The organism is Polyangiaceae bacterium (assembly GCA_016715885.1).
In the GTDB taxonomy this organism is placed as follows: domain Bacteria; phylum Myxococcota_A; class Polyangia; order Polyangiales; family Polyangiaceae; genus Polyangium.
Window position 1 is genome coordinate 213,576 of record JADJXL010000018.1, and the last position, 19,598, is coordinate 233,173.

Consider the following 19,598-nt stretch of genomic DNA (forward strand, 5'->3'; position numbering starts at 1 on the left):
GTGAACCCTGGTTGAGCTCGACGTTGGGGTCCACGTGAGCCCTACGGTAGTAGCGTAAAGCCGAGCGATTGACAAGGGGGACGCACGGTCGGGACATAGTTCTGGTTGACAAACACTTCCGAGCTGAACGAACGTTACTGCGAATGCGCCACGCCCGCTCGTGCCGAAGAGCCGCCGCTGTGCAGCGAATGAGGCGCTTGCGCGCACGGCGGTAGCGCTCGGTGGGGTCGTGCGTGGGTGGATGCCGCGCACGTTCGCGGCGTGTGTTGGCGCGGATGGTTCGAAGGTGTGGCGCAGGTCGTGAGCACGAGCTCGAGCAGGGCGGCGGCGTAGCTGCGGATCAGTAGTCCCAATTCAAATTGGGCAGGCCGCGGGCGGACGTGCGATCGTCCACTCGTTCGCGCAAATGGATGGTGATGTGCCAGATGTGATCGCTATGGTCGACGGGTTTGCCATTGACCCGAATGGGCTCGCTTCTCGCAGATTCGACCGCTCGAATGACGGCACTGTCGAGGTACGGCAAGCTCTTCAGGACGCGGCAATTCGTATTTCGCCCATCGGCGCGAATGGTGCATTGCACGCTCGTTTCACCCTGAATCTTCGCCTTCATCGCTGCGGGCGGATACTTCAGGTTGAATCCATATAGTTTGTCCGGGCGAACAACCTGCAATGTCCTCGCTTGCGGGACGGTTTGCGCGCTGGAATTCGCCGAACCCCCAGGATTCATCATGGCACGCTGCGCGTTGGGCGCAGGTTTCGTCGGTGAAACCCGAGGCGCGGTCATTTCCGGGGCCATCGGCTGTGCAAGCGGCGCGGGTTGCTTGGGCGCGTATTTCGGAGCGACGGGCGGTGGCAATGGCTTCGCATCGCTTACCTGGTCCTCACCCGTGGGAAGCTGCGCGACTTCTTCGATCGGGGATTCGAATTCCGGGACAGGAGCCGCCGCGTGCGTTTCCGCCTGCACATCGAATTCCACGGTGCGCGGGACGAATGCGGCGACTGCGAGCGCTGCCGCTCCGGCCATGGCCGTCCACGCAAATGGTTTGCCCCAGCCCGCCATCGAAATCGCGGGCCGCGCTGCATCGCTTTCAGCCGCGGCGCGAAGCACGCGCGATTGCCAACCAAGAGGCGGCGACGTCTCCGGCTGTGCCTTGGGAAGCGCAGCGAGCAGCGTTTCGTATTTGTGACGCGCAACTTCGCAATCAGCGCATGCATCGAAATGCGTATCGAGTGGCAATCCGCGTTCGATGCGCAAAACACCGTCGCGTTCGAAGCGGTCGCAAAGTCCAGTGGTATTCATCGCAAATCGACTCCTTTGTTTTCGAGGCATCGGCGCAAGAGCGGCATGGCGCGCGCGACGCGGGCTTGGAGCGTGGCCGGTTTTTCCTGGCAAATCTGCGACATTTGCTCGTAAGAAAAACCTTCCTGATATCTTAAAACGACCGCAACTCGAATATGCGGCTCGAGTTTTTCGAGGCACCCATCGAGCGCTTCGGTAACCCCTTTTGCAAGGGCTCGTTCCTCGCCCGATGGTGCCGGATCTACTTCATCATGCGATTCGGTACCGAGCTTGAAGCGGTGATACCAACGACGGTTCGCTTTGAGCGCATCGAGGCATCGGTGGTTGGCAATGCCATACAGCCACGTTCGCAAACTGGACCCGCCAGAAAACGAACCAAAGCTTTCGAACGCCTGAATGAATACGAGCTGATGAACGTCGTCGGCTGTCGTGCGGCTGCGGAGAATGTTGTAACAATACCGATGAATGTCCGCGCCATATTCGCTCATCAAGATGACGAGCGCTGCGCGGCGATCCCCTCGTTCGAGCGCGAGGAGCGCGTGTTCGTCAGGCCGAACTCGACGCGGAGCCTCGCGGGTGGTGTCCCAGGGTTGTGCTCGTCCTGCAGCGATCACGTGTGTCATGATCTGCCCTCGGAAAGCTTAGGCGACAGGAGGGGCCCAGATACAACAAGAATTTTGTTCGCACCAGTAAGTTGCTGGATTTGTGTGCGAATTTGGGTTCGAATTGAATCCGGGCCAGGAGCTGCCCGCTCGCTCCGCGCGCGTGGGACGCGCGCTACGCGAGGCTAGTTCACGATGGGCGAGCCTCGGCCCCCCCATACCCCCCGTTTTTACCTCTCATCAAACGGTTCGCTGCTCCAACTGCTCTGCTCCTCCATACCCCCGAAGGGCCATCTTCGAGCGCAGGACCTTTTCCGTTGCCTCGAGCTGGGGTATGTCCTGGCGGCATGCATCACGCGCCGACGCTCCTCGTGTTCGTTGCGACCTACGTCCTGATTGCCTTTCGCCGCCTATCGCTGCTTCCGATAGGACGACCAGCGGGAGCGCTCGCGGGGGCGTGCGCGATGGTGGTCATCGCTACGATCGAACCGCGGTGGGGGATCGATGTGAAGGGAGCGTTTGCGGCGGTCGAGCCGAATACGATTGGGCTTCTTTTTGGGATGATGCTCATTTCGGCAGCGCTCGCCGAAGCTGGCTTTTTCGATTTTACAGCGAAAATGCTCGTCGAGCGGAAGCTTTCGCCCGTGGGGCTCTTGTACGGGACGACGATTGGCGCGGGCGTTTTGTCTGCACTGTTGGTCAATGACCCCGTATGTGTGCTGGGTGCACCCGTGGTCGATGCAATGGCGAGGCGCGCGGGGGTCGATCGAGTGCCGTATTTGTTCGGATTGGCGATGGGGTCGAATGCGGGCAGCGCCATGACGCTCGCGGGCAATCCACAAAACATGCTCGTGGCCCATTTGTCGGGTTTGTCGTACCGCGATTACTTGCTGCGAGGCGGTCCGGCGGGCCTCGTGGCGCTCGTCGTGACGGCGATGGTTTTGCACGCTTTGTTTCGCAAACGATTGGTCGTGCGAGCCGTCGCGCCAGAAACGAACGAATCGTCCATGGGTTTGTCTGGGCGAGATGCGACGATTGCCTTTGCGGTGACGGTGGGCGTATCGCTTGCGTTTCTTGCGGGGGCAAACCTGGCATTTGCAGCGCTCACGGGAGCTGCAGCGCTGCTCATTTTGCGCCGGCGTGATCCAGCGGCGCTTTTTTCGGGCGTGACGTGGACGGTGCTCGTGTTTTTCGCCGCATTGTTCGTCGTGGCCGCGGCATTTCAACGGACGGGTTTGGCCGAATCGGCGCTCGAAGCAACAAAACCATGGCTGCCGGCAGATCGTAATGCTGCGACGGCATCATTGGCGGGCATCTTGGCCGTGGGCTGTCAAGTCGTGAGCAACGTGCCGTTCATCCTCTTGGCCGAACCATTCATTCGTTCGCTTCCAGATCCGACGCTCGCCTGGACGACGACGGCCGTGGCCACGACGCTCGCGGGCAACTTGACGCTGCTCGGATCGGTCGCAAACATCATCGTCATCGAGGCGGCGAAGGCGGAAGACGAAATGGGGTTCGTCACGTACTTCAAGGTGGGTTTGCCCGTGACGATTGCGTCGATGGTGGCGGGCATTGGTTATTTGTTGCTCGCGGGATGAGCATCAAGGCTGGCAGGCGCTTTGGACGCACTTTTTCGAGCAACACTGGTCGGGGAAGATGCAGAACCCGCCATTCGGTGTGCAGTTGCTTTGTTGGCAGACGCCATTGATGCAGCTTTGTGAACAACATTCCGCACTTCCGGCGCATTGGCTCCCGGCGGGTTTGCACGGCTTCTGGCAAACGAAGTTCAAGCAATTTTTCGAACAGCACTGATCACTCGTGAAACATTGCTGACCGTCGGCCGTGCAGGCTTGAGCGCACACGCCATTGGTGCAGTTTTGCGAACAGCATTCGGCGCCGGTCGTGCATTGCTTGCCGTCCGGGAAACACATGGATGGCGGTTGACAAACGAAGTTGACGCAATTGCCCGAGCAGCAATTGATGTTCGCGCCGCAGGCAGCGCCATTGCCTTGGCAGCCGAGCGGGCCGCAAACGCCGCCATTGCATTGTTGATTGCAGCATTCGGCGGCCGACGCGCATTTTTCACCGTTCGCCGTGCACATCGGTTTGCCGCAAATGCCATTGTTGCATTGTTGCGAGCAGCAGTTGGAGAGCTGTCCGCATGGCAAACCATCGGGCGTACACATGGCGGGCGGGCCGCAGACACCATTGTTGCATTGTTGACTACAGCAATCCGCGGGACTCGTGCAAACTTTGCCGTCGGGCAGGCACATGGGCGGCGATCCGCCTTGTCCCATGCCACCGGTATTCATTCCGCCACCCGTATTGGCGCCCCCTTGTCCCACGCCACCGGTGCCGCCTTGCCCCATTCCGCCGGTATTGGCGCCGCCTTGTCCCGATCCGCCGTCCCCGGACGAGCTCGACGCGCTCGAACTAGAATTCGTTCCGCCGAATTCGACGTTATCGCCACCGCAGCCTACGAATCCAATGGCAAGCGTCACGAGCGCCGCGGAGGTGGACCCTATGAGCCAAGAAGCCGAGCTTTTCATGTTGGTGCTCCTTCGATGAAGTCAAGAATGGATATTTCGATGAAAAATCAGCGAGGTGCGAACGGATCACCGGGGTTGCCCGGTCGCGGTGGTCCACCATATGCCGCTGCCGGAGGACGCCTGGCGGGTCCCGTGGGCTTGGGCGGAGGCAATCCATACGCTGGAGCGGGCGGTGAAACACGTGGGCTCGTGGGATCGGTCCGCGGCGTCGTTGCAGGCGCAGTGGGTGTTGGCGTTGGCGCTGGGGTTGTCGCGACAGACGCCGACGGCGCCGGTGCAGGCTCGGGCGACGATGCAACCTGGGTCGGCGTCGGTGCTGGCGTTGGCGCGGGCGCAGGCGGAGCAACCTGCGTCGCTTCCGTTTTATGCGCTTCCGGAGCGACTTCCGTCGATGGATCGGTTTTCGGAGGATCGTTCGCACATCCAGCGAGCGCGAGTCCAGCGGCTGCCGTAAGGGCTACCGCAATGCTCCCCGGCGTGGAAATGGCTGCTCGAGTGCAAAATGGGCACGACGATTCCGTCGCGTAAATATGACGTTTGCAAGTCGAGCAACGTACGAGGGGGCTCTTCATGATCGATCTCCAAAAGTGCGTTCGGTCAAGTCATCGATATTGGTTCAACGTCGCGGGGGTTGCGGAATCGGAGTCGGGTTCATCGGAGGTGGTCCACCATATGCGGCGGCGGGCGGTCCCACGACGGGCGGCGGAGGGCCTCCATAGGCCGGTGCAGGGGAAACCATGGGCGATGTGGGATCCGGCGGAGGCGTCGTGGCAATTTGTTTCGGTTGAGGTTCAGGCGCAGGCGCAACGACTGGCGGAGGACCTCCGTACGCAGGTGCAGGTGTAGGATAAGGTTCCCCGCCGCAGCCGGCGAGCGCCAATCCTGCAGCGGCCGTCATGGTTACCGCAATGCTCGCCGATGCAGCAATGCCGGTTCGAGCGCAAAATGGGCAAGACGATTCCGTCTTGTAAATATGGCGTTTGCAATTCGAACAGCGCACGAGGGGCGTGGTCATGGATTCACTCCGAGCTCGAAGGGACTTCTGCAATGGGCAATCGCTTGTTCCGGGGCGTTTTTCCAAGTGGAAGACGCGCCACTTCTTCATCTCGATACGGCTCGACGACGATGTCGAAAACGCCGTGATCGAAAGCTTCTCCTGGGGGCGCTTTCACCTGCACGAGCCTTTCGCGAAGGCCGCGACTCTGATGCTCGAGCGCCCGGTGATGGCAATACGGATTGTTTCCCGGTCGGCCGAAAAAAACGTGCGAGGTCCACGTGCATCCGGCTCGACAAACATCCGCATAATAACACGTCCGGCAAAACCCCCACAAATCGTCGACCGTACGATCACGCGTGTATCGGAGCTCCTTCGTCGTATCCCAAATTCGACGCAGTGACATTTGCCGAATATGCCCGCCCGTCCAATCCTTCGTCGGAAGCGACGGACACCCTTTGATCGCCCCATCGGCCTCGATTCCAAGCGTCCCCATGCCCGCCCCGCAACTCGACGCATGACCTTCCTGGCTGAACGTCCATCGCCGCAGCTCGGTTTCGTGCGGACCAAAATACCCGACATTGTTTCCCGTCCACACACGCACCCCACGCCGCTCGGCTTCCACCGCCAGTTCAGCAACGCGCGGAATCACGTGCAGCAATTCATACGGCTGCATGAGCCATTCGGGACGATCCGCCGCCCGACCCATCGGCACCGTGAATTGAACCTGCCAGGAATGACCGCCTTCTTCGACGATCAAATCCAAAATGTTTCCCAATTCGGGATAACTGATGCGATTGATCTGCGAATTGACGGCGACCTGCATTCCCGCCCCAGCCAAATGCCCAATCGCCGCTCGGGCCGCATCGAAACTACCCGCGACACCTCGCTGCATGTCGTGCGACGGGCCCATTCCATCAATCGATACCGATACGCTTTGCACGCCCGCGTCGAATGCAGCCTTGGCGCGCTCGGGCGTCATGCCTCGGCCGCCCGTCGTCATCGTGCACGTCATTCCCGCGTCGCGTATCGCCCGCGCAATCTGCATCCAATCGTCGCGTAAATACGCCTCGCCTCCAATGAGCGTCACTTCCTGCGCGCCCATTTCCGCGATCTGCCGGACCAAATCGAGCGCCTCGGCCGTCGTCAGCTCATCCGCCCGCGGCTTGCCCGCACGCGAACCACAATGCCCACACGCCAAGTCGCAACGAAGCGTGATCTCCCATACGACATAGACGAGACCAGACGGGATCACGGGCGGATGATACACGTGGTCGTGGCGTGGGGAAACAGAAAGACGACCGTTTCATTCAGTATGAGGTCAAATGGGGGGTATGGGGGGGCCGAGCCTCGCCGTGCTTTTGTGCGCAGCGCAAAAGCACGGCGAGCCTCGGCCCCCCCATCGTAAACAAGACTCTCGCGCAGCGCGCGTCCCACGCGCGCGAAGCGAGCGTCCAACTCCAGACTCGCATTCAATCCGAAGCAGACGCGAGCAGCGATTTGAGCACTTGGCGCGGGTACCGCTGTTCGCTTTCGCTGAGACCATCTTTGGCTTCGGCGACGAGTGTCCAAAAGACGACGTTCAGCACCGTTTCGAGCATCCGAAGAAGCTTGGCCGCTTCGTGATCCAACGTTTCGGTGCAAATGGCGCGCGCCAGATGTCCGAGCGCTCGCTCCACCTGCGTGTTTTCCTCTTCGCTCGCAAGTCCCACCACGCCGATGGAAGCTTCTTCTTCGGGCGCAAGACGCAGCGGGAATGCGAGAATCCAGCGATACTGCCGCGCAAAAAGACGATGATGCGGCGGGCTCGGCTGATACACGATGCTCGTGCCGCTCTGCGCATCGCGATGCCACGCAGCCGTTTTGTTGAAGCGGAATGCATGACCCGCGACCCCACTGCCGCAACTGAATCGAGCGGACCAGGATTGCGGCCAGAATTGCCCAAAGATGGGGCAAAGCATGCGGAGCTGCGAATCCCAAATCATGCCCATCCACGATCCGCGCTCGCCAAGCAGGCCGCCGCGCGAAATCGGTGCCGTCTGCGCGCCCCAAGGAGATGCCGTCGCAATCTTGAAAATCGACGCTCCAACCGCTTCCGTGAGCTTCGTGGACAACGATTGCGTCGACAAAGGTTTGCCACAACAACGCTCGAGAAGCGCTCGCGCCGTCCACTTCGCTGCTTCGGGATAATCCTTGCCCCGCGCGCCAGGACGATATGCAAGCGAATACCGATACCCCACGATGGGCCCGGGAACCTTCAGCTCGACGTGGGTTTTTCCGACAATGAAGTGCGACCGGCAGCGATCCTGCTCGAAGTCCACAGGCTCCCAACGCTCTTCGCCAAACTGTTCGTCGCGCCGTTCGACCATCGGATACGCATCGGCAATCGTTCCCCCTGACGCATCCGTGAACACGAGCGCCAAAGTGAGGTGATCGGCTTCGAAACGAACGACGTGCGACCGAACATCAAAGCCGTCGATGAGGTTGGGGTACCAACGATCTCGCCGTTCGAGCAAGTTGAGCTCGGTTTGCGTGAGCGCGACCGCGTTCGAGAGGTGGTAGCTCCAAGAAAGATACCGTTCGGGTTTGTCCGCGCCCTGAAGCATGAACCGGAGGCGGTTGTTTCCCAGCGGCTCTTCCTTGACGTCACGGCGGCCTCGCCACGTCGTCGCGCGAGGTTCGGCCTGAACGTTGTTGTAGGGTGGTTCCAGCACGGCGATCGGTGTGTCGACGGGTGCCACGAAATCGCGTAGCTCCACCTCGACGAGCGTGATGCCATCGTCGCCGACGTTCCAAATTCGCGAGTGCTCGCGTGCCTTGACGAATCGTTCGTCGCGCGCGACAGGCTCCCAGTTGACCTCGAAATACTTGCGCTTCGGCTCGAGCGCGTATTCGCCCGCTTGACCCGTGCGCTCGTACACCTCGACGCTGACGGTGCTCGGGCTGAGCCTGACGACCGAAAACTGATTGCCCACGGCGCCAGGACGCTCGTTCGCGGCGGCTCCAAGCGATCCGGTCGAGATGATGACGAAACGGTTTTTGAAAAGCTCGACGAGCTTCGAGCTTTCCTGATGCGTATGGCCATGAAAGCCGACGCGGAAACCCGCGGCGTAGAGCGTCCCGACGTCTTGCAGCGTGAGGTAGTCGGGACGTCCGCGTTCGCTCGTGAATCCGTGATGCCAAACGGCGACGCGGAGCGTGTCGCGATCGAGGCTGTTGGCGAAGTCTCGAGCGGCCGAGACGGCGCGGGTCGAGATGCATGCGCCCGGCCAGTAGCGATCGTTGCGATGGCACGAGTTGAAGCCGAAAAAAGCGACCTTGTCCTTTGGAAAAACATGCGCCGACCAGTGCTCGCGTTCGTTCGCGTCCGTAAGACCGAAGGGGCGGCCAAGGGGCTTGAGCGAGTCACCGTAAAAGCGCTCCAAGAAACGCTGCACGTTGGCAAAGCGGCGGTTGTAGTCGGCGCCCGCGCGAAGCTTGATGAGGTCGAGGTGTCCGAATCGACCGACGTCGATGCGCAAGTCGGAAAGATCCGGCGAGCGCTTGAGGCGCTGCATGTGCTCTTCGATCTGGTCGAAATCGTTGCCCGTCCGGAGCGATGCGAGTCGCACGGGCTCGCCGATGTCCGCGGACCAATCGACGTCGTGGTTGCCCGGGACAAACACCACACGTGTGCGGTCATGATCGACCACGAGGTCGATCAGACGCTTTTCGGCGAAGGCCCCGAGCTCGTCGTACTCGGCGACGGAGCCGCGTTGCGTGAGGTCACCGCTGACGATGACGAAGTCGAACGGCGTCGGATGCAGCGTGGAAAGCGCCTGTGCTGGATGCATCCAGACGTCGTCGAGCGACTGCCCCGGCTCGGTAACATGCAAATCCGACAGGTGGAGGATGTACATTCGATGTCGCCAGCCTGTGGAAAGATCGCCGAGCTGTTGGTTTGGGCCGAAATCCGCGCTCGACAAGGAGTGCGGGTGAGTCGGCCGCGCCAACGCGCTCGGAGAACCAACAGACTGTTAGTGTCTTATCGTCGAAATTCGTTGAAGCAAAAATTCGACGAATTTCATTTGGGCGAAATCACCGGGTTCCAACGTGGCGTCGCCGCGATGACGCAGCCGCCGTGGAAGGCTCGCTCACAGCAAGCTCTCCGTTGGCAAAAGAGCCGGGTAAGAGCTCTTTCGTGTAACGAATGGCCTGCATGGCCACGGATTTATCGATGACGAAGGGTTCCCGAACCAAGACCACAGCATCCTGAAAAGCAGCGTCTCGAGAGGTAACCGCCGCGATTTTTGGATTGGGTCTGCGCTTGGCACTCATCTCATCAACTCCTCACGAGCCCAGTTCTTTCAGAAATTCGACCCCAGCCAGATGGTCGCCACAGCTCGCGACTGTGAACGGAGCTTCGCGGCAAGCACATTCCGCGCGGCGACAACCCTTGCGAAAGGATTGGGCTGCTTCGCGCGTTTGACCATTGCCGTGGGGCATGAGCTCATCCTACACGATGTTGACAAGAATCAAGCTTTCGTGAATGCGATTGTGCAAATTGGTATCGTCCGCGGCGAACCCAGAAAGTCCGCGAAGCGGAACAATCCTTGCAGTGATCCTTTTGGTGACAGATTTGGAGAAACGTTGCGATCGGACAGCAACAATGCGGCGCGAAAATTATGCGCTCGCGCAATTCAACCGGTAGCTCCTGTTTCCAGTTTGTCTTCAATCGTGATGCGGGGGAGGGAGTGCGTCGGGAAGATCGACCGGTTTGGCACGGCCGAACACGCGCTGAAACTTGCCAAGAACGCGATCCGCAACGACGTAAAACGCCGGAACGACCAGCAAACTCAGGGCTGTCGAGATGACCAGACCCCCGATGACCGCCGTCGCCATCGGCGCTCGCACCTCGCTGCCTTCACCAAGCGCAAGCGCCGCGGGCACCGCCGCCATCAGGGTAGCCACCGATGTCATCAGGATCGGCCGCAATCGCACGGGCCCCGCCTCGAGCATCGCTTCCAGCGCGCCTTTGCCCTGACGTCTCAGCTCGGTCGCGTAGTCGACCAAGAGAATCGAGTTTTTCTTGACGATCCCCATGAGCAGGAGGATCCCGATCATGCTGAAAATGTTGAGCGACTGCTTCGTGAAATACAGCGCGAACGCGGCCCCTGCAACCGACAGCGGAAGGATCGTGAGCACCGTGATCGGATGCAAAAACGAATTGAACTGCGACGCGAGCACCATGTACGCGACGGCGATGCCGAGAAGCAACGCGAAGATGAGACCGCCCATGGAGTCGCGAAACGCGACGCTCGCTCCACCGAGCACGACGCGATAACCGACGGGTACGTCCTTGCCGATCTTCTCGACGAGCGCGAGCGCATCGCTTTGCGATTTGCCCGGTGCAACGTTGCCGAACACGGTGATCGCTCGCTCGCGATCGCGACGCGTGATCGCTTGAAGCACGGGACGCTCTTCGTACTTCACGAGCGACGAAAGCGGGACGAGCGCTCCTTCACGTGTGCGCAAGAACAGGCGCGAGAGGTCTTCCGGGCGTGAGCGCTGATCCGCCAGAAGGCGCATGCGCACGTCGACGCGGCGACCTCCTGTGCTGTATTTGCCCACGCGCACACCTCCGACGAGCGAGTTCAGAGCGGTCGCGATCTCCTCGATGGAAATCCCAAGATCGGCAGCTCGCGCCCGGTCAGGCTCGATTTGCAGCTCGGGCATGCCAAGTCGGTAATCCGTGTCGAGGTCGACGACGAGACCACTTGCAGCAAGCTCCGCCTTCATGCGCTCGCTCTCCGCAACGAGCGTTTCCCACTCGGAACCGCGAAGCGAGAACTCGACGGGAAAGCCGCGCTGCGCCGTGAAGCCCGATTGCGACAGATCTTGCACCACGGCGCGCATGCCGGGGATGGCGTTGAGCTCTTTGCGCAACACGGCTGCGAATTCGTTCTGCGAAAGCTTGCGCTCGTTCCGCGGTTTGAGCGTGACGAACAAGAGGCCGCTGTTGACTGCACCGGTTCCAAACGAACCGACGACGACGAACGTTCTGTCCACCTCGGGCTTGCTGTGGAAGACGTTCTCCGCTTGCTTGATGATCTCGTCGGTTTCTCCGAGGTTCGAGCCGATGGCGGTCGTGAAACGCACCATGAGACGGCTTTGATCTTGGGACGGGACAAACTCGGCGGGGAGCGATTTGATCGTGAACGCCGCCGCTGCAAATAGCGCGATCGAGGCCACGAGGATGACGATCGGAAACCGCATCCCGCGCGCGAGAAGCCACGAATAAGCGGCTGCGAGCTTGTCGAAGGCGCGATCGACGAAGCGCCCGAGCCGGCCGCGATCTTCGCGTGATGTCGTGAGCAGTTGTGCACAACGCGCCGGTGCGAGCGTGATGGCTTCGACGTACGAGAGAGCGACGGCAACGCAGAGCGTCACGCCGAACTGCAGGAAAAAGCGCCCCATGATGCCTTGCATGAACACCACGGGGATGAAGATCGCGATGACGGCGACGGTTGCTGCAAGTGCCGCGAACGTGATTTCAGCCGTGCCTTCGCGCGCGGCGCTCATGCGATCTTTGCCGTGCTCCGCGTGCCGAAAGATGTTCTCGAGCACCATGATCGCGTCGTCGACGACGATGCCGACGGCGAGCGAAAGGCCGAGCAGCGTGAAGGTGTTGAGCGTGAAGCCGAGGAAGTAGATCACGCCGATGGTGCCGAAAAGGCTCATGGGGATCGCGAGAACGACGTTGAGCGTGCTCGAAAGCGATCCGAGAAAGAGCCAGCACACGAGGGCCGTGAGCAGCACGGCGAGCAGCAGCTCGTGCTCGATTTGCTCGACGGATTGCTCGATGAAACGCGTCGAGTCGAAGTTGATCCCGACGGTCATGCCTTCGGGCAGGGTTTTGCGGACCTCTTCGAGCGTTGCCTTGACGCCTTGCGCGACGGCGACGGCGTTGGATCCGCGCTGCTTGCGGATGCCCAGGCCTTGCGCAGGAACACCCATCACGCGCGACATGCGCCGCACGTCCTCGAAGCCGTCTTCGACGATCGAGACGTCTTCGAGGTACGTCACTTGCCCACTTTGCTCGCGCACCACGATGCGACGGAGTGTGTCGAGATCGAGCGCTTCTCCGAGCACGCGCACGTTGACTTCACGACCAGCCGACTCGATGCGCCCCGCAGGCAACTCGACGTGTTCGCGACGGAGTGCATTGGCGATGTCGGTGACCGTGAGCGATCGTGCGGCGAGTTTGTCCGCGTCGATCCAGATGCGCACGTTGCGGTCGAGCGACCCGCCCAGGGTGACTTCGCCGACGCCCGGAACGGTTTGCAGCTTCTCCTTCAGGCGATAACGCGCGAAATCCGCGAGCACCTGCGGTGGAAACGCTCCGGACAAACCCACCCACATGATGGGTTGATCTTCCGGGTTTGTCTTGGAAATGACCGGCGGATCGATGTCCCGCGGCAGGCGCCGCTGCGCTTGCGAAACTTTGGCCTGAACGTCTTGCAGCGACGAGTCGACGTTTCGTGCCAAGTCCAGCTCGACCGTGATCGACGCGCTACCCTGGCGTGAAGACGACGTGATCGACTTGACGCCCTCGACCTGCACGACCGCTTCTTCGATGAACTCGACGATGTCGTTTTCGACGGCTTCCGGAGCCGCGCCTTCCCAGGTCACGCTGATGTTGATCGTGGGAAAGTCGACGTCGGGAAATTGACTGATGCCGATGCGCGTAAATGCGACGAAACCGAAGAGAATCGTCGCCAGCATCATCATCCACGCGAGGACCGGTTTGCGCAGGCACGCTTCGGTGATGTTCATGGCGCGCGTTCTCCTTTCGGCGCCGATCCGCCGCCCGAGCTTGGGGTTGCGGCGCTCGATGAGCCGGCCGGCGCGCCCTGTTTGGCTGGACCAACCTTCACCTTTGCGCCGTCTTTCAAGGGTTCGGCGCCGCGAACGACGAGCTGTTCTCCTGGAGAAATACCCTTGCGCACTTCGACGCGGCCATCAGCGGTGCGCATGCCCAGCGTGAGCACGCGTTCGTGGGCGACGTCGTTTTCCACGACGAACGCGAGGAAGCCTTTTTCACTGGGACGAATGGCCGTTTGTGGAATGACGGGCGCGGCGTCGTTGGTCCCGATGGGCACGGTGACGTCGGCGAATGTGCCGGGTCTGAGCGAGTCTTTGGTTTCGCCTTCGACCTGGGCGACGACGGGGACCATGCGCGTGGTTTGATCCGATGCGTCGGAGACGAGCGTGATCTTGGCCGTGTGCGAGCGCTGGTCCCCGGTGATGCGAAACCGCGCCGTCATGCCGGCGTGAATCGACGTAGCTTCCGCTTCCGGGACGGAAAAACGAAGGAGAAGCGGGTCTCGCTGCAAGGCGGTTCCCAGGACCGTGCCCGGCTGGACGAACTGCCCCGTTTGGACCGTGCGCGTTTGCATCTTGCCGTCGATCGGGGCGCGCACGTACGCGTCGCGCAGGTTCAGGTTGGCTTCGTCGAGCGCCGCTTTGGCTTCGGCTGCTTGCGCGGCCGACGTGCGCAGACGCGTGCGCCATCCTTCGATGTCTTCCTTCGAAAAAACGCCTTCACTTTCGGCCGTGACGTTCTCTCGTCGCGCAAGGTTCGCCTTGGCTTCGGCTTCGGTGGCCTGAGCGCGTTCGAGCGTGGCTTTGGCGCGACGAACCGCGAGGTTGTACCGGGCCGGGTCGATTTCGACGAGCACTTGGCCCTTCTTGACGACGTCGCCTTCGGAAAAACGCACGTGCTCGACGACGCCCGCAACGCGTGCGGTCACTTGCACGCGTTCGTACGCATCGACGGATCCGACCGCGTTCACGGTGTACTCGACGCGTTCGGCAGCGACGACCACGAGCTCGACGGGGAAGGCCATTTTGCCCTTGGGAGCGCCGCCAGGAGCACCATCGCCTTTTTTGCCGCACGCGAGGAAAAGCGTCACGACGAGGAAGAACAGGGTGATTCGTGCGGCGAAAAGCAGAGGTTTTTTCGGGCGCATCGTCATGGATTGGGGCAGATAGCACGGCTGCGGCGATGGAGCTGTTACGGTGCGGAAGCGTGCGTCGTTGCTGGTCAAAATATCGGACGACATGATGCAAGCTTTGTGAGGCGCAACGTTGCCGCCGAGTTCGTTGTTTCAAGGTTTGACGAGCACTGTCGGTGACTCGCTGCGTGATTGCAAAGCTCGAGACGCGTCGCGTCCGCAACGACGTTTGCCGCAAGCGTTGAACTCGTGCGCTCGTCTGGCACGGCGGGCGCTGCAAGGGTTGCGGAAGACGCTACTGACTCAGCCAAACCGTCACCCGAGGCGGTGAGCCCGTGGGCGCGACGATGATGTCGCCCTTGCCATTGCCATCGATATCCGCACATCGAAGCGCCGCGTAGGTAAAGGCCTGAAAGAGCATGGGGGCATTGAACGTGCCACCATCATTGGCGTACAGCGAAATCACCCAATCGTTGCCGGGCACGTTCGTGAGCAAATCGGCGTCGCCGTCCCCATCGAGGTCGCCCAGCGACATGCGGCTGAACGTGAAAATATCTTGCGATGCCCCCACCGAAAGTGCGCCATTCGAGTTGCCCGAAAGCCATTGAACCCTTGGTGGAAAGCCAAAACTGCCAATGAGAAAATCCCCGTGGAAAGCGCCCGCATCGAAAATCGGAGGCTCCACGCTCGATAGCTCAGAAAGCGTGCCGTCTCCTTTGTCCGACCAAACAAAAACCGCCTGTGGCGTCGCTCCGAAATGCGTCGTCAATGCCTCGACACGACCATCACCATTCACGTCGCCAATCCATAAGCCGTCATAGGTCCATACTTGGCTCGTCACGGGCGATTCGAGCGCAAATGAAGGGGCGCTCTTGCGAACCGTAATCCGAGGAGGAAAACCGGCGTCACGCGTGAAAACATCAGCGCGACCGTCGCCATCGACGTCGCCAAGCGCCATATCGTCGAATGTCGTCAAAACGTGAACGATGGGCGGCCCAGGGAATGTGCCATCGCACGCGCCGGGGTATACGTTGATGCGTGGAGGTGAACCGGTGCCGGCAAGCACGAGGTCCACGCAGCCGTCACCGTCGAGATCGGCGAGCTCCATGTCGCTAAATGCGTACACGTTTGACGTTGTGGGCATACCGAACGAAAATGCCGAATTCGCACCTCCGGCGCCGCCCTGATTGCCAGCTCCGCCCTGCCCCGAAGCACCTCCCGCGCCGCCGCTCGACGACGAACTTGGCCCAGCGCCGCCGCTCGACGAAACAGACGCCGCGCCCGCGTCCATGGTGTCCGGGGAAGCTGCAATACGCCCCGCGCCCGCACCTTGCTGCGTTTCCCCTACGGGCGTGCAGCAAGCTACGAGCGCCGGAACCACGAGCCAACACGAGCGCGGCACTGTTTTTTCGAGGCGCATCATCACGGCTTCGGCGATGATACCACCGCGCCGCCTGCAGGGCTGTTCTTGCTCATCCAGGAAGTGAGCGAATCGTACCAATTCGATACGTCCCCCGCGCCATCATCGGTGCCAGAAAGCGGGTCGATGTGCGTCAACTTGATCACGTCGAGCACGAAAAACGCATCGGGGTTCGTGCGCGGCTGGCCTTCGAGCGGCCGGCCTGCGCCAATCGGAACGTTTTGCACGAGCGCTCGGAGTTTGTCCAAGGCGCCGAGATCACCCACGAGGTTCGCGACGGTGCCGAAAATGGGCAAATCCATCGACGCTCCATGCATTGCGCGCAAATTATATTGATCGAATGGCCAATCGCCGGCCTTCAGCGTGAGCGTCGCGGCGGCTTGCGTATCGAGCGACAAACGCGCAGGGAAATACCATTCGGCAAAATCGAGTGACGGGCCTTCGACCCACGAGCGCGAAATATCGTCGAGCGACGTGTGTTCGCGGGAGGTCGTTTTATCATATTCGATCCACGAATAGGTAGCCTTCGGGTCGGACGGATGGAAGAGCTTGCCGAAGATGCCTTCATATTCGGTAATCGGCCCACCCGTGCCTTCTCCACAAGAAACGGCTGCGAACGAAACTCCGTTCGACGCGTCGTCGAAAGCAAATCCCATCGCAGCACGATTGGTCATTTTGGGGATTTCGGGCAGCGTGAGCAGCGTCAAAAATGCCTTGTTGCGGTACGGATCGTCGACGATTGCACCGGGAGACCACATTGCGCGCATGCCCGAGATGGCTGCAATCGGATACACGTCCAGGTTCAAAATGGGGAGTGATATGTAGCGCGTCGTTTTTTCGATGGCGTCGAGCCCCGGAGGATTGAACCCTGCGGGCCCTCCCATGCTGCCTTCGTGATATTCTTGTTCCGTGATCGTGGGCGCTGCATTGCCTTCTTGACGCGAAACACCATCGACGAGAACGAGGCCCGCCAATTCGGAAAACCCGGCCGTGCCGTCGAAGTCCCACGCCGCGTATTCTTCGGAAATGGAGGCCCCGAGCGAATGGCCGACGAGAAATACGCGCGACTTGCGTTCGTTTTGCGGAATCAATTCGATGACCTTGCGCAAATCTCCAATGGTCGTCGCGAGCCCCCATTCCGACGCGAAATCGAGCTGCGCTTGACCCACGAACCCGGCAAACGTTTTTCCTTCCGCCGGCTCGGATTCAAAATAATATCGCATTGCAATTTCGGGGTCACGGCGCACTTCGGCCACATCGAGCCCGTGGTGATCCTCGAGCAAATTGCTGCGGCGATCGATGGCCCAAGCTTCGTAGGCATCGTCGGCCGTGGACCTACGCACGATGGCGCGGGCCATGGGGTCGTAACTGCCCGCGCCGCCAAGGAATCCGGGCATCAAGACCGCAACGGCTCGCGCAGGCCGCGGAGGATCGGCGTCGACGCGATAACGGACGACTCGCACGAAGTTGTACTCGGCGGGCGTGGGCTTACCGGTGAGCGCATTGGGGGGAGGCGTGACGCCGGGCACGAGAAACACTTCGCGGCGAATGCGAACGGCGCCCTCGTCGACGACGGCAGATGCGGGAGGAGGCGCATAGGGTGCGTCGGTGATGGGAACCGGGGCGGGATCCGAACAACCAACGGAGAGCAGCGCAAAGAGGGCGACAGCGCGGGCAGGCGAGCGGGTAGAGGGATGAAGCATGGTGGGGATCTTAGGGCGAAAAAGCGCCGAGTGATAGCCCCATGATCCCGAATTGTTGCGAAAGTGATCAGGACGCCGGCGCGTCTGCGACGAACTTGAACCGACGCAAGTAATTGGCAAACGAATCGGAAATGCCTCGTTCACGCAATTCCTGCGGCAAAAGCGGCGGCCTTCGAGGTTCCCACGCGCTGTCCGTGATGCGTTTTGGCCAATCCGGATTCGCAATGGCACAGCGTCCCAGCGCAATGCCGTCCGCGCCGCGCTCGAGCAAATCGACCGCTTGCTGGCGCGTCCAAATGGCGCCTGCGACGACGAGCGGCACGTCTTCGGCCATTGCTCGACGAAAGAGCGGAATGGGGTGCTCCTCGGGGCGCTTTTTCGTATTCGCAAAGGCATCCCAAAGCGAGACGTGCAAAAAATCAATGCCGTCGTCGCAAAGCCACTTGGCAAGCTTCAGGTTTTCATCCAGATCGAGCCCCCTGGCATTACCAAAATCCTCAGGCGATATGCGAATGCCCACGATGAACGACGCCGGAACGGCCGCACGTGCCCGACGCGTCGCTTCCCGCATGAATCGCGCGCGATTCACGAGGCTCCCGCCCCATTCGTCCGTGCGACGATTGGCCGAAGCGCTCAAGAATTGCCCGAGCAAATACCCGTGCGCCCCGTGCAATTCGACGCCATCGAATCCGGCTTTGTGGGCACGAACGGCGGCATCTCGAAACGCATCGAGGATCCGTTCGATGTCTTCCGGTGTCGCATCACGCGCAAGAGGCGCTTGGCCTTCTTCACTGGCGCTCAAAGGTCGAATTCCCGTCACGTTTGCGTCCGCTCGTGCACCCCCGTGAAATATTTGCACCAAACTCGTGGCACCCGCGCTGCGGAGCGAGTTTGCCAATCGCGTGAGCCCCGGAATGTGTTCGTCATCGAAAATCCCGAGCTCCCCTGGCCACCCTTGACCGTCCTTCGTGACGTGGCTCGCGCATGTTTCGACGACGCCAAACCCGCCCTCGGCCCGCGTGGCGAGCCAAAGCTGCTCGTCGTCGGACAACGTGCCGTCATCGTGACTCTGTTGGTTGGTCATCGGAGCAAGGAAAACGCGATTTCTCGCCTTGACACCATTACGAAATGAAAACGGCCCGAGCAGATCTTTTTGCGACATGGCCGGCGAGCGTAGCAAAGATTTTTGGCTTCGCCATCATTCGCGCTGCGTCACCTTTTCTGCATATTCGAGCACGCTGGCGATTCGTGCTTCGTCGCTACCTGCATCGAGCGCTCCGCGAAGGGCCGATCGAGCCGCAGGAGCAACGGTGTGTTCGAGCGCCGCACGCAAACGTTTGACCGTAGCGCTGTCTTTCGCCGCGGCGAGCGCCACGAAGGCCGCCGTTCGGTCGACCGTGGGCGCATCGGTGCTTTCGGCAACTCGAAGCAAATCGTCCGGGAGAACCGCCGGCATGCGAGGATCGAAATGGGCACCATGGCCCATCGCCACGAGCGCGCGCGCCCATGCCGTATGGTCTCGTCCTGCTCGAAACAAGGCTTGATTCGTTTGCGGAGGAAGCTTGTTGGCGGCAGCCTCGACGTACACGCGAATCAGCGATATCAATGCGTCCCGTTCGGCCCAGCGCTCTTTGAAAACGCTCGTGGCAAAAGCCAGCGCTTTGCCATTTTTGAAGACGATGTTGATGCCAGGATGATGAAAATAGAATCCGTCGGTCGTCTCTATGTAATCGATGTCGCGAAAACGAATGAATCGCGCCCTCCACCAGACGAGCAGCAAGCCGTCGTTGCCCAATAGGAGCTTGCGCGGCAGGAGCAAGGCGACGACCACGGCAAGCGCAATGGCTGCTGCGACAACGATTTGCCCTGGATTCGCCCGGAGATACCGAACGAATACCCCGAGCACGATGACCGCAAAAACGCCTCCCCAAGGCAATAGCGGCGATGGCAACGACAACACGGGTTGTTCATCGGGTGAGCGACCGAGGTCTCGAAGGAGAATCGCCTTTTTCTCGTCCAAGACCGCAGAGGCGC

Annotated in this window: 14 protein-coding genes; 1 reads left to right on the forward strand and 13 read right to left on the reverse strand. The window is 60.9% G+C overall.

The window, feature by feature from the left end:
• Positions 1-340 precede the first annotated feature (340 nt).
• Both IPM54_22040 and IPM54_22045 read right to left on the reverse strand, forming a co-directional pair.
• Positions 341-1,300, reverse strand: a complete 960-nt coding sequence (locus tag IPM54_22040; GenBank protein MBK9262471.1) for a TonB family protein — start codon at positions 1,298-1,300, stop codon at positions 341-343.
• Complete coding sequence (locus IPM54_22045; GenBank protein MBK9262472.1) at positions 1,297-1,923, reverse strand: RNA polymerase sigma factor; 627 nt, start codon at positions 1,921-1,923, stop codon at positions 1,297-1,299. Before IPM54_22045 ends, IPM54_22040 begins: the two co-directional genes overlap by 4 nt.
• 326 nt (positions 1,924-2,249) lie before the next feature.
• Here IPM54_22045 and IPM54_22050 point away from each other — a divergent pair, with 326 nt between their 5' ends.
• Positions 2,250-3,500: an arsenic transporter gene (locus IPM54_22050; protein ID MBK9262473.1), complete on the forward strand. Its 1,251-nt coding sequence runs from the start codon at positions 2,250-2,252 to the stop codon at positions 3,498-3,500.
• A 3-nt stretch (positions 3,501-3,503) separates the two neighbouring features.
• Here IPM54_22050 and IPM54_22055 read toward each other — a convergent pair whose 3' ends face one another.
• The 11 genes from IPM54_22055 to IPM54_22105 form a co-directional block, all read right to left on the reverse strand.
• A complete protein-coding gene (locus IPM54_22055; protein ID MBK9262474.1) occupies positions 3,504-4,451 on the reverse strand; it encodes a hypothetical protein in 948 nt (315 codons plus the stop codon).
• A 47-nt stretch (positions 4,452-4,498) separates the two neighbouring features.
• On the reverse strand, positions 4,499-5,023 hold the full coding sequence (locus IPM54_22060; protein MBK9262475.1) for a hypothetical protein: 525 nt from the start codon (positions 5,021-5,023) through the stop codon (positions 4,499-4,501).
• A 44-nt stretch (positions 5,024-5,067) separates the two neighbouring features.
• Positions 5,068-5,466 carry a hypothetical protein gene (locus IPM54_22065; protein MBK9262476.1) on the reverse strand — a complete coding sequence of 133 codons (399 nt, stop codon included), beginning with the start codon at positions 5,464-5,466 and terminating at the stop codon, positions 5,068-5,070.
• A 4-nt stretch (positions 5,467-5,470) separates the two neighbouring features.
• Positions 5,471-6,700 carry a radical SAM protein gene (locus IPM54_22070; protein ID MBK9262477.1) on the reverse strand — a complete coding sequence of 410 codons (1,230 nt, stop codon included), beginning with the start codon at positions 6,698-6,700 and terminating at the stop codon, positions 5,471-5,473.
• A 217-nt stretch (positions 6,701-6,917) separates the two neighbouring features.
• A complete protein-coding gene (locus IPM54_22075) occupies positions 6,918-9,344 on the reverse strand; it encodes a metallophosphoesterase (GenBank protein ID MBK9262478.1) in 2,427 nt (808 codons plus the stop codon).
• A gap of 811 nt (positions 9,345-10,155) precedes the next feature.
• Positions 10,156-13,260 (reverse strand): efflux RND transporter permease subunit, encoded by a 3,105-nt coding sequence (locus tag IPM54_22080; protein MBK9262479.1) that lies wholly within the window; start codon positions 13,258-13,260, stop codon positions 10,156-10,158.
• Complete coding sequence (locus IPM54_22085; GenBank protein MBK9262480.1) at positions 13,257-14,462, reverse strand: efflux RND transporter periplasmic adaptor subunit; 1,206 nt, start codon at positions 14,460-14,462, stop codon at positions 13,257-13,259. Before IPM54_22085 ends, IPM54_22080 begins: the two co-directional genes overlap by 4 nt.
• 274 nt (positions 14,463-14,736) lie before the next feature.
• Positions 14,737-15,867, reverse strand: a complete 1,131-nt coding sequence (locus IPM54_22090; GenBank protein ID MBK9262481.1) for a VCBS repeat-containing protein — start codon at positions 15,865-15,867, stop codon at positions 14,737-14,739.
• Entirely contained in the window at positions 15,864-17,564 is a 1,701-nt protein-coding gene (locus tag IPM54_22095) for an alpha/beta fold hydrolase (GenBank protein ID MBK9262482.1), read from the reverse strand. The genes IPM54_22090 and IPM54_22095 overlap by 4 nt, the downstream gene beginning before the upstream one ends.
• Before the next feature lie 67 nt (positions 17,565-17,631).
• A complete protein-coding gene (locus IPM54_22100) occupies positions 17,632-18,726 on the reverse strand; it encodes an NADH:flavin oxidoreductase (GenBank protein MBK9262483.1) in 1,095 nt (364 codons plus the stop codon).
• A gap of 36 nt (positions 18,727-18,762) precedes the next feature.
• Positions 18,763-19,584: a hypothetical protein gene (locus IPM54_22105; protein ID MBK9262484.1), complete on the reverse strand. Its 822-nt coding sequence runs from the start codon at positions 19,582-19,584 to the stop codon at positions 18,763-18,765.
• Positions 19,585-19,598 lie beyond the last annotated feature (14 nt).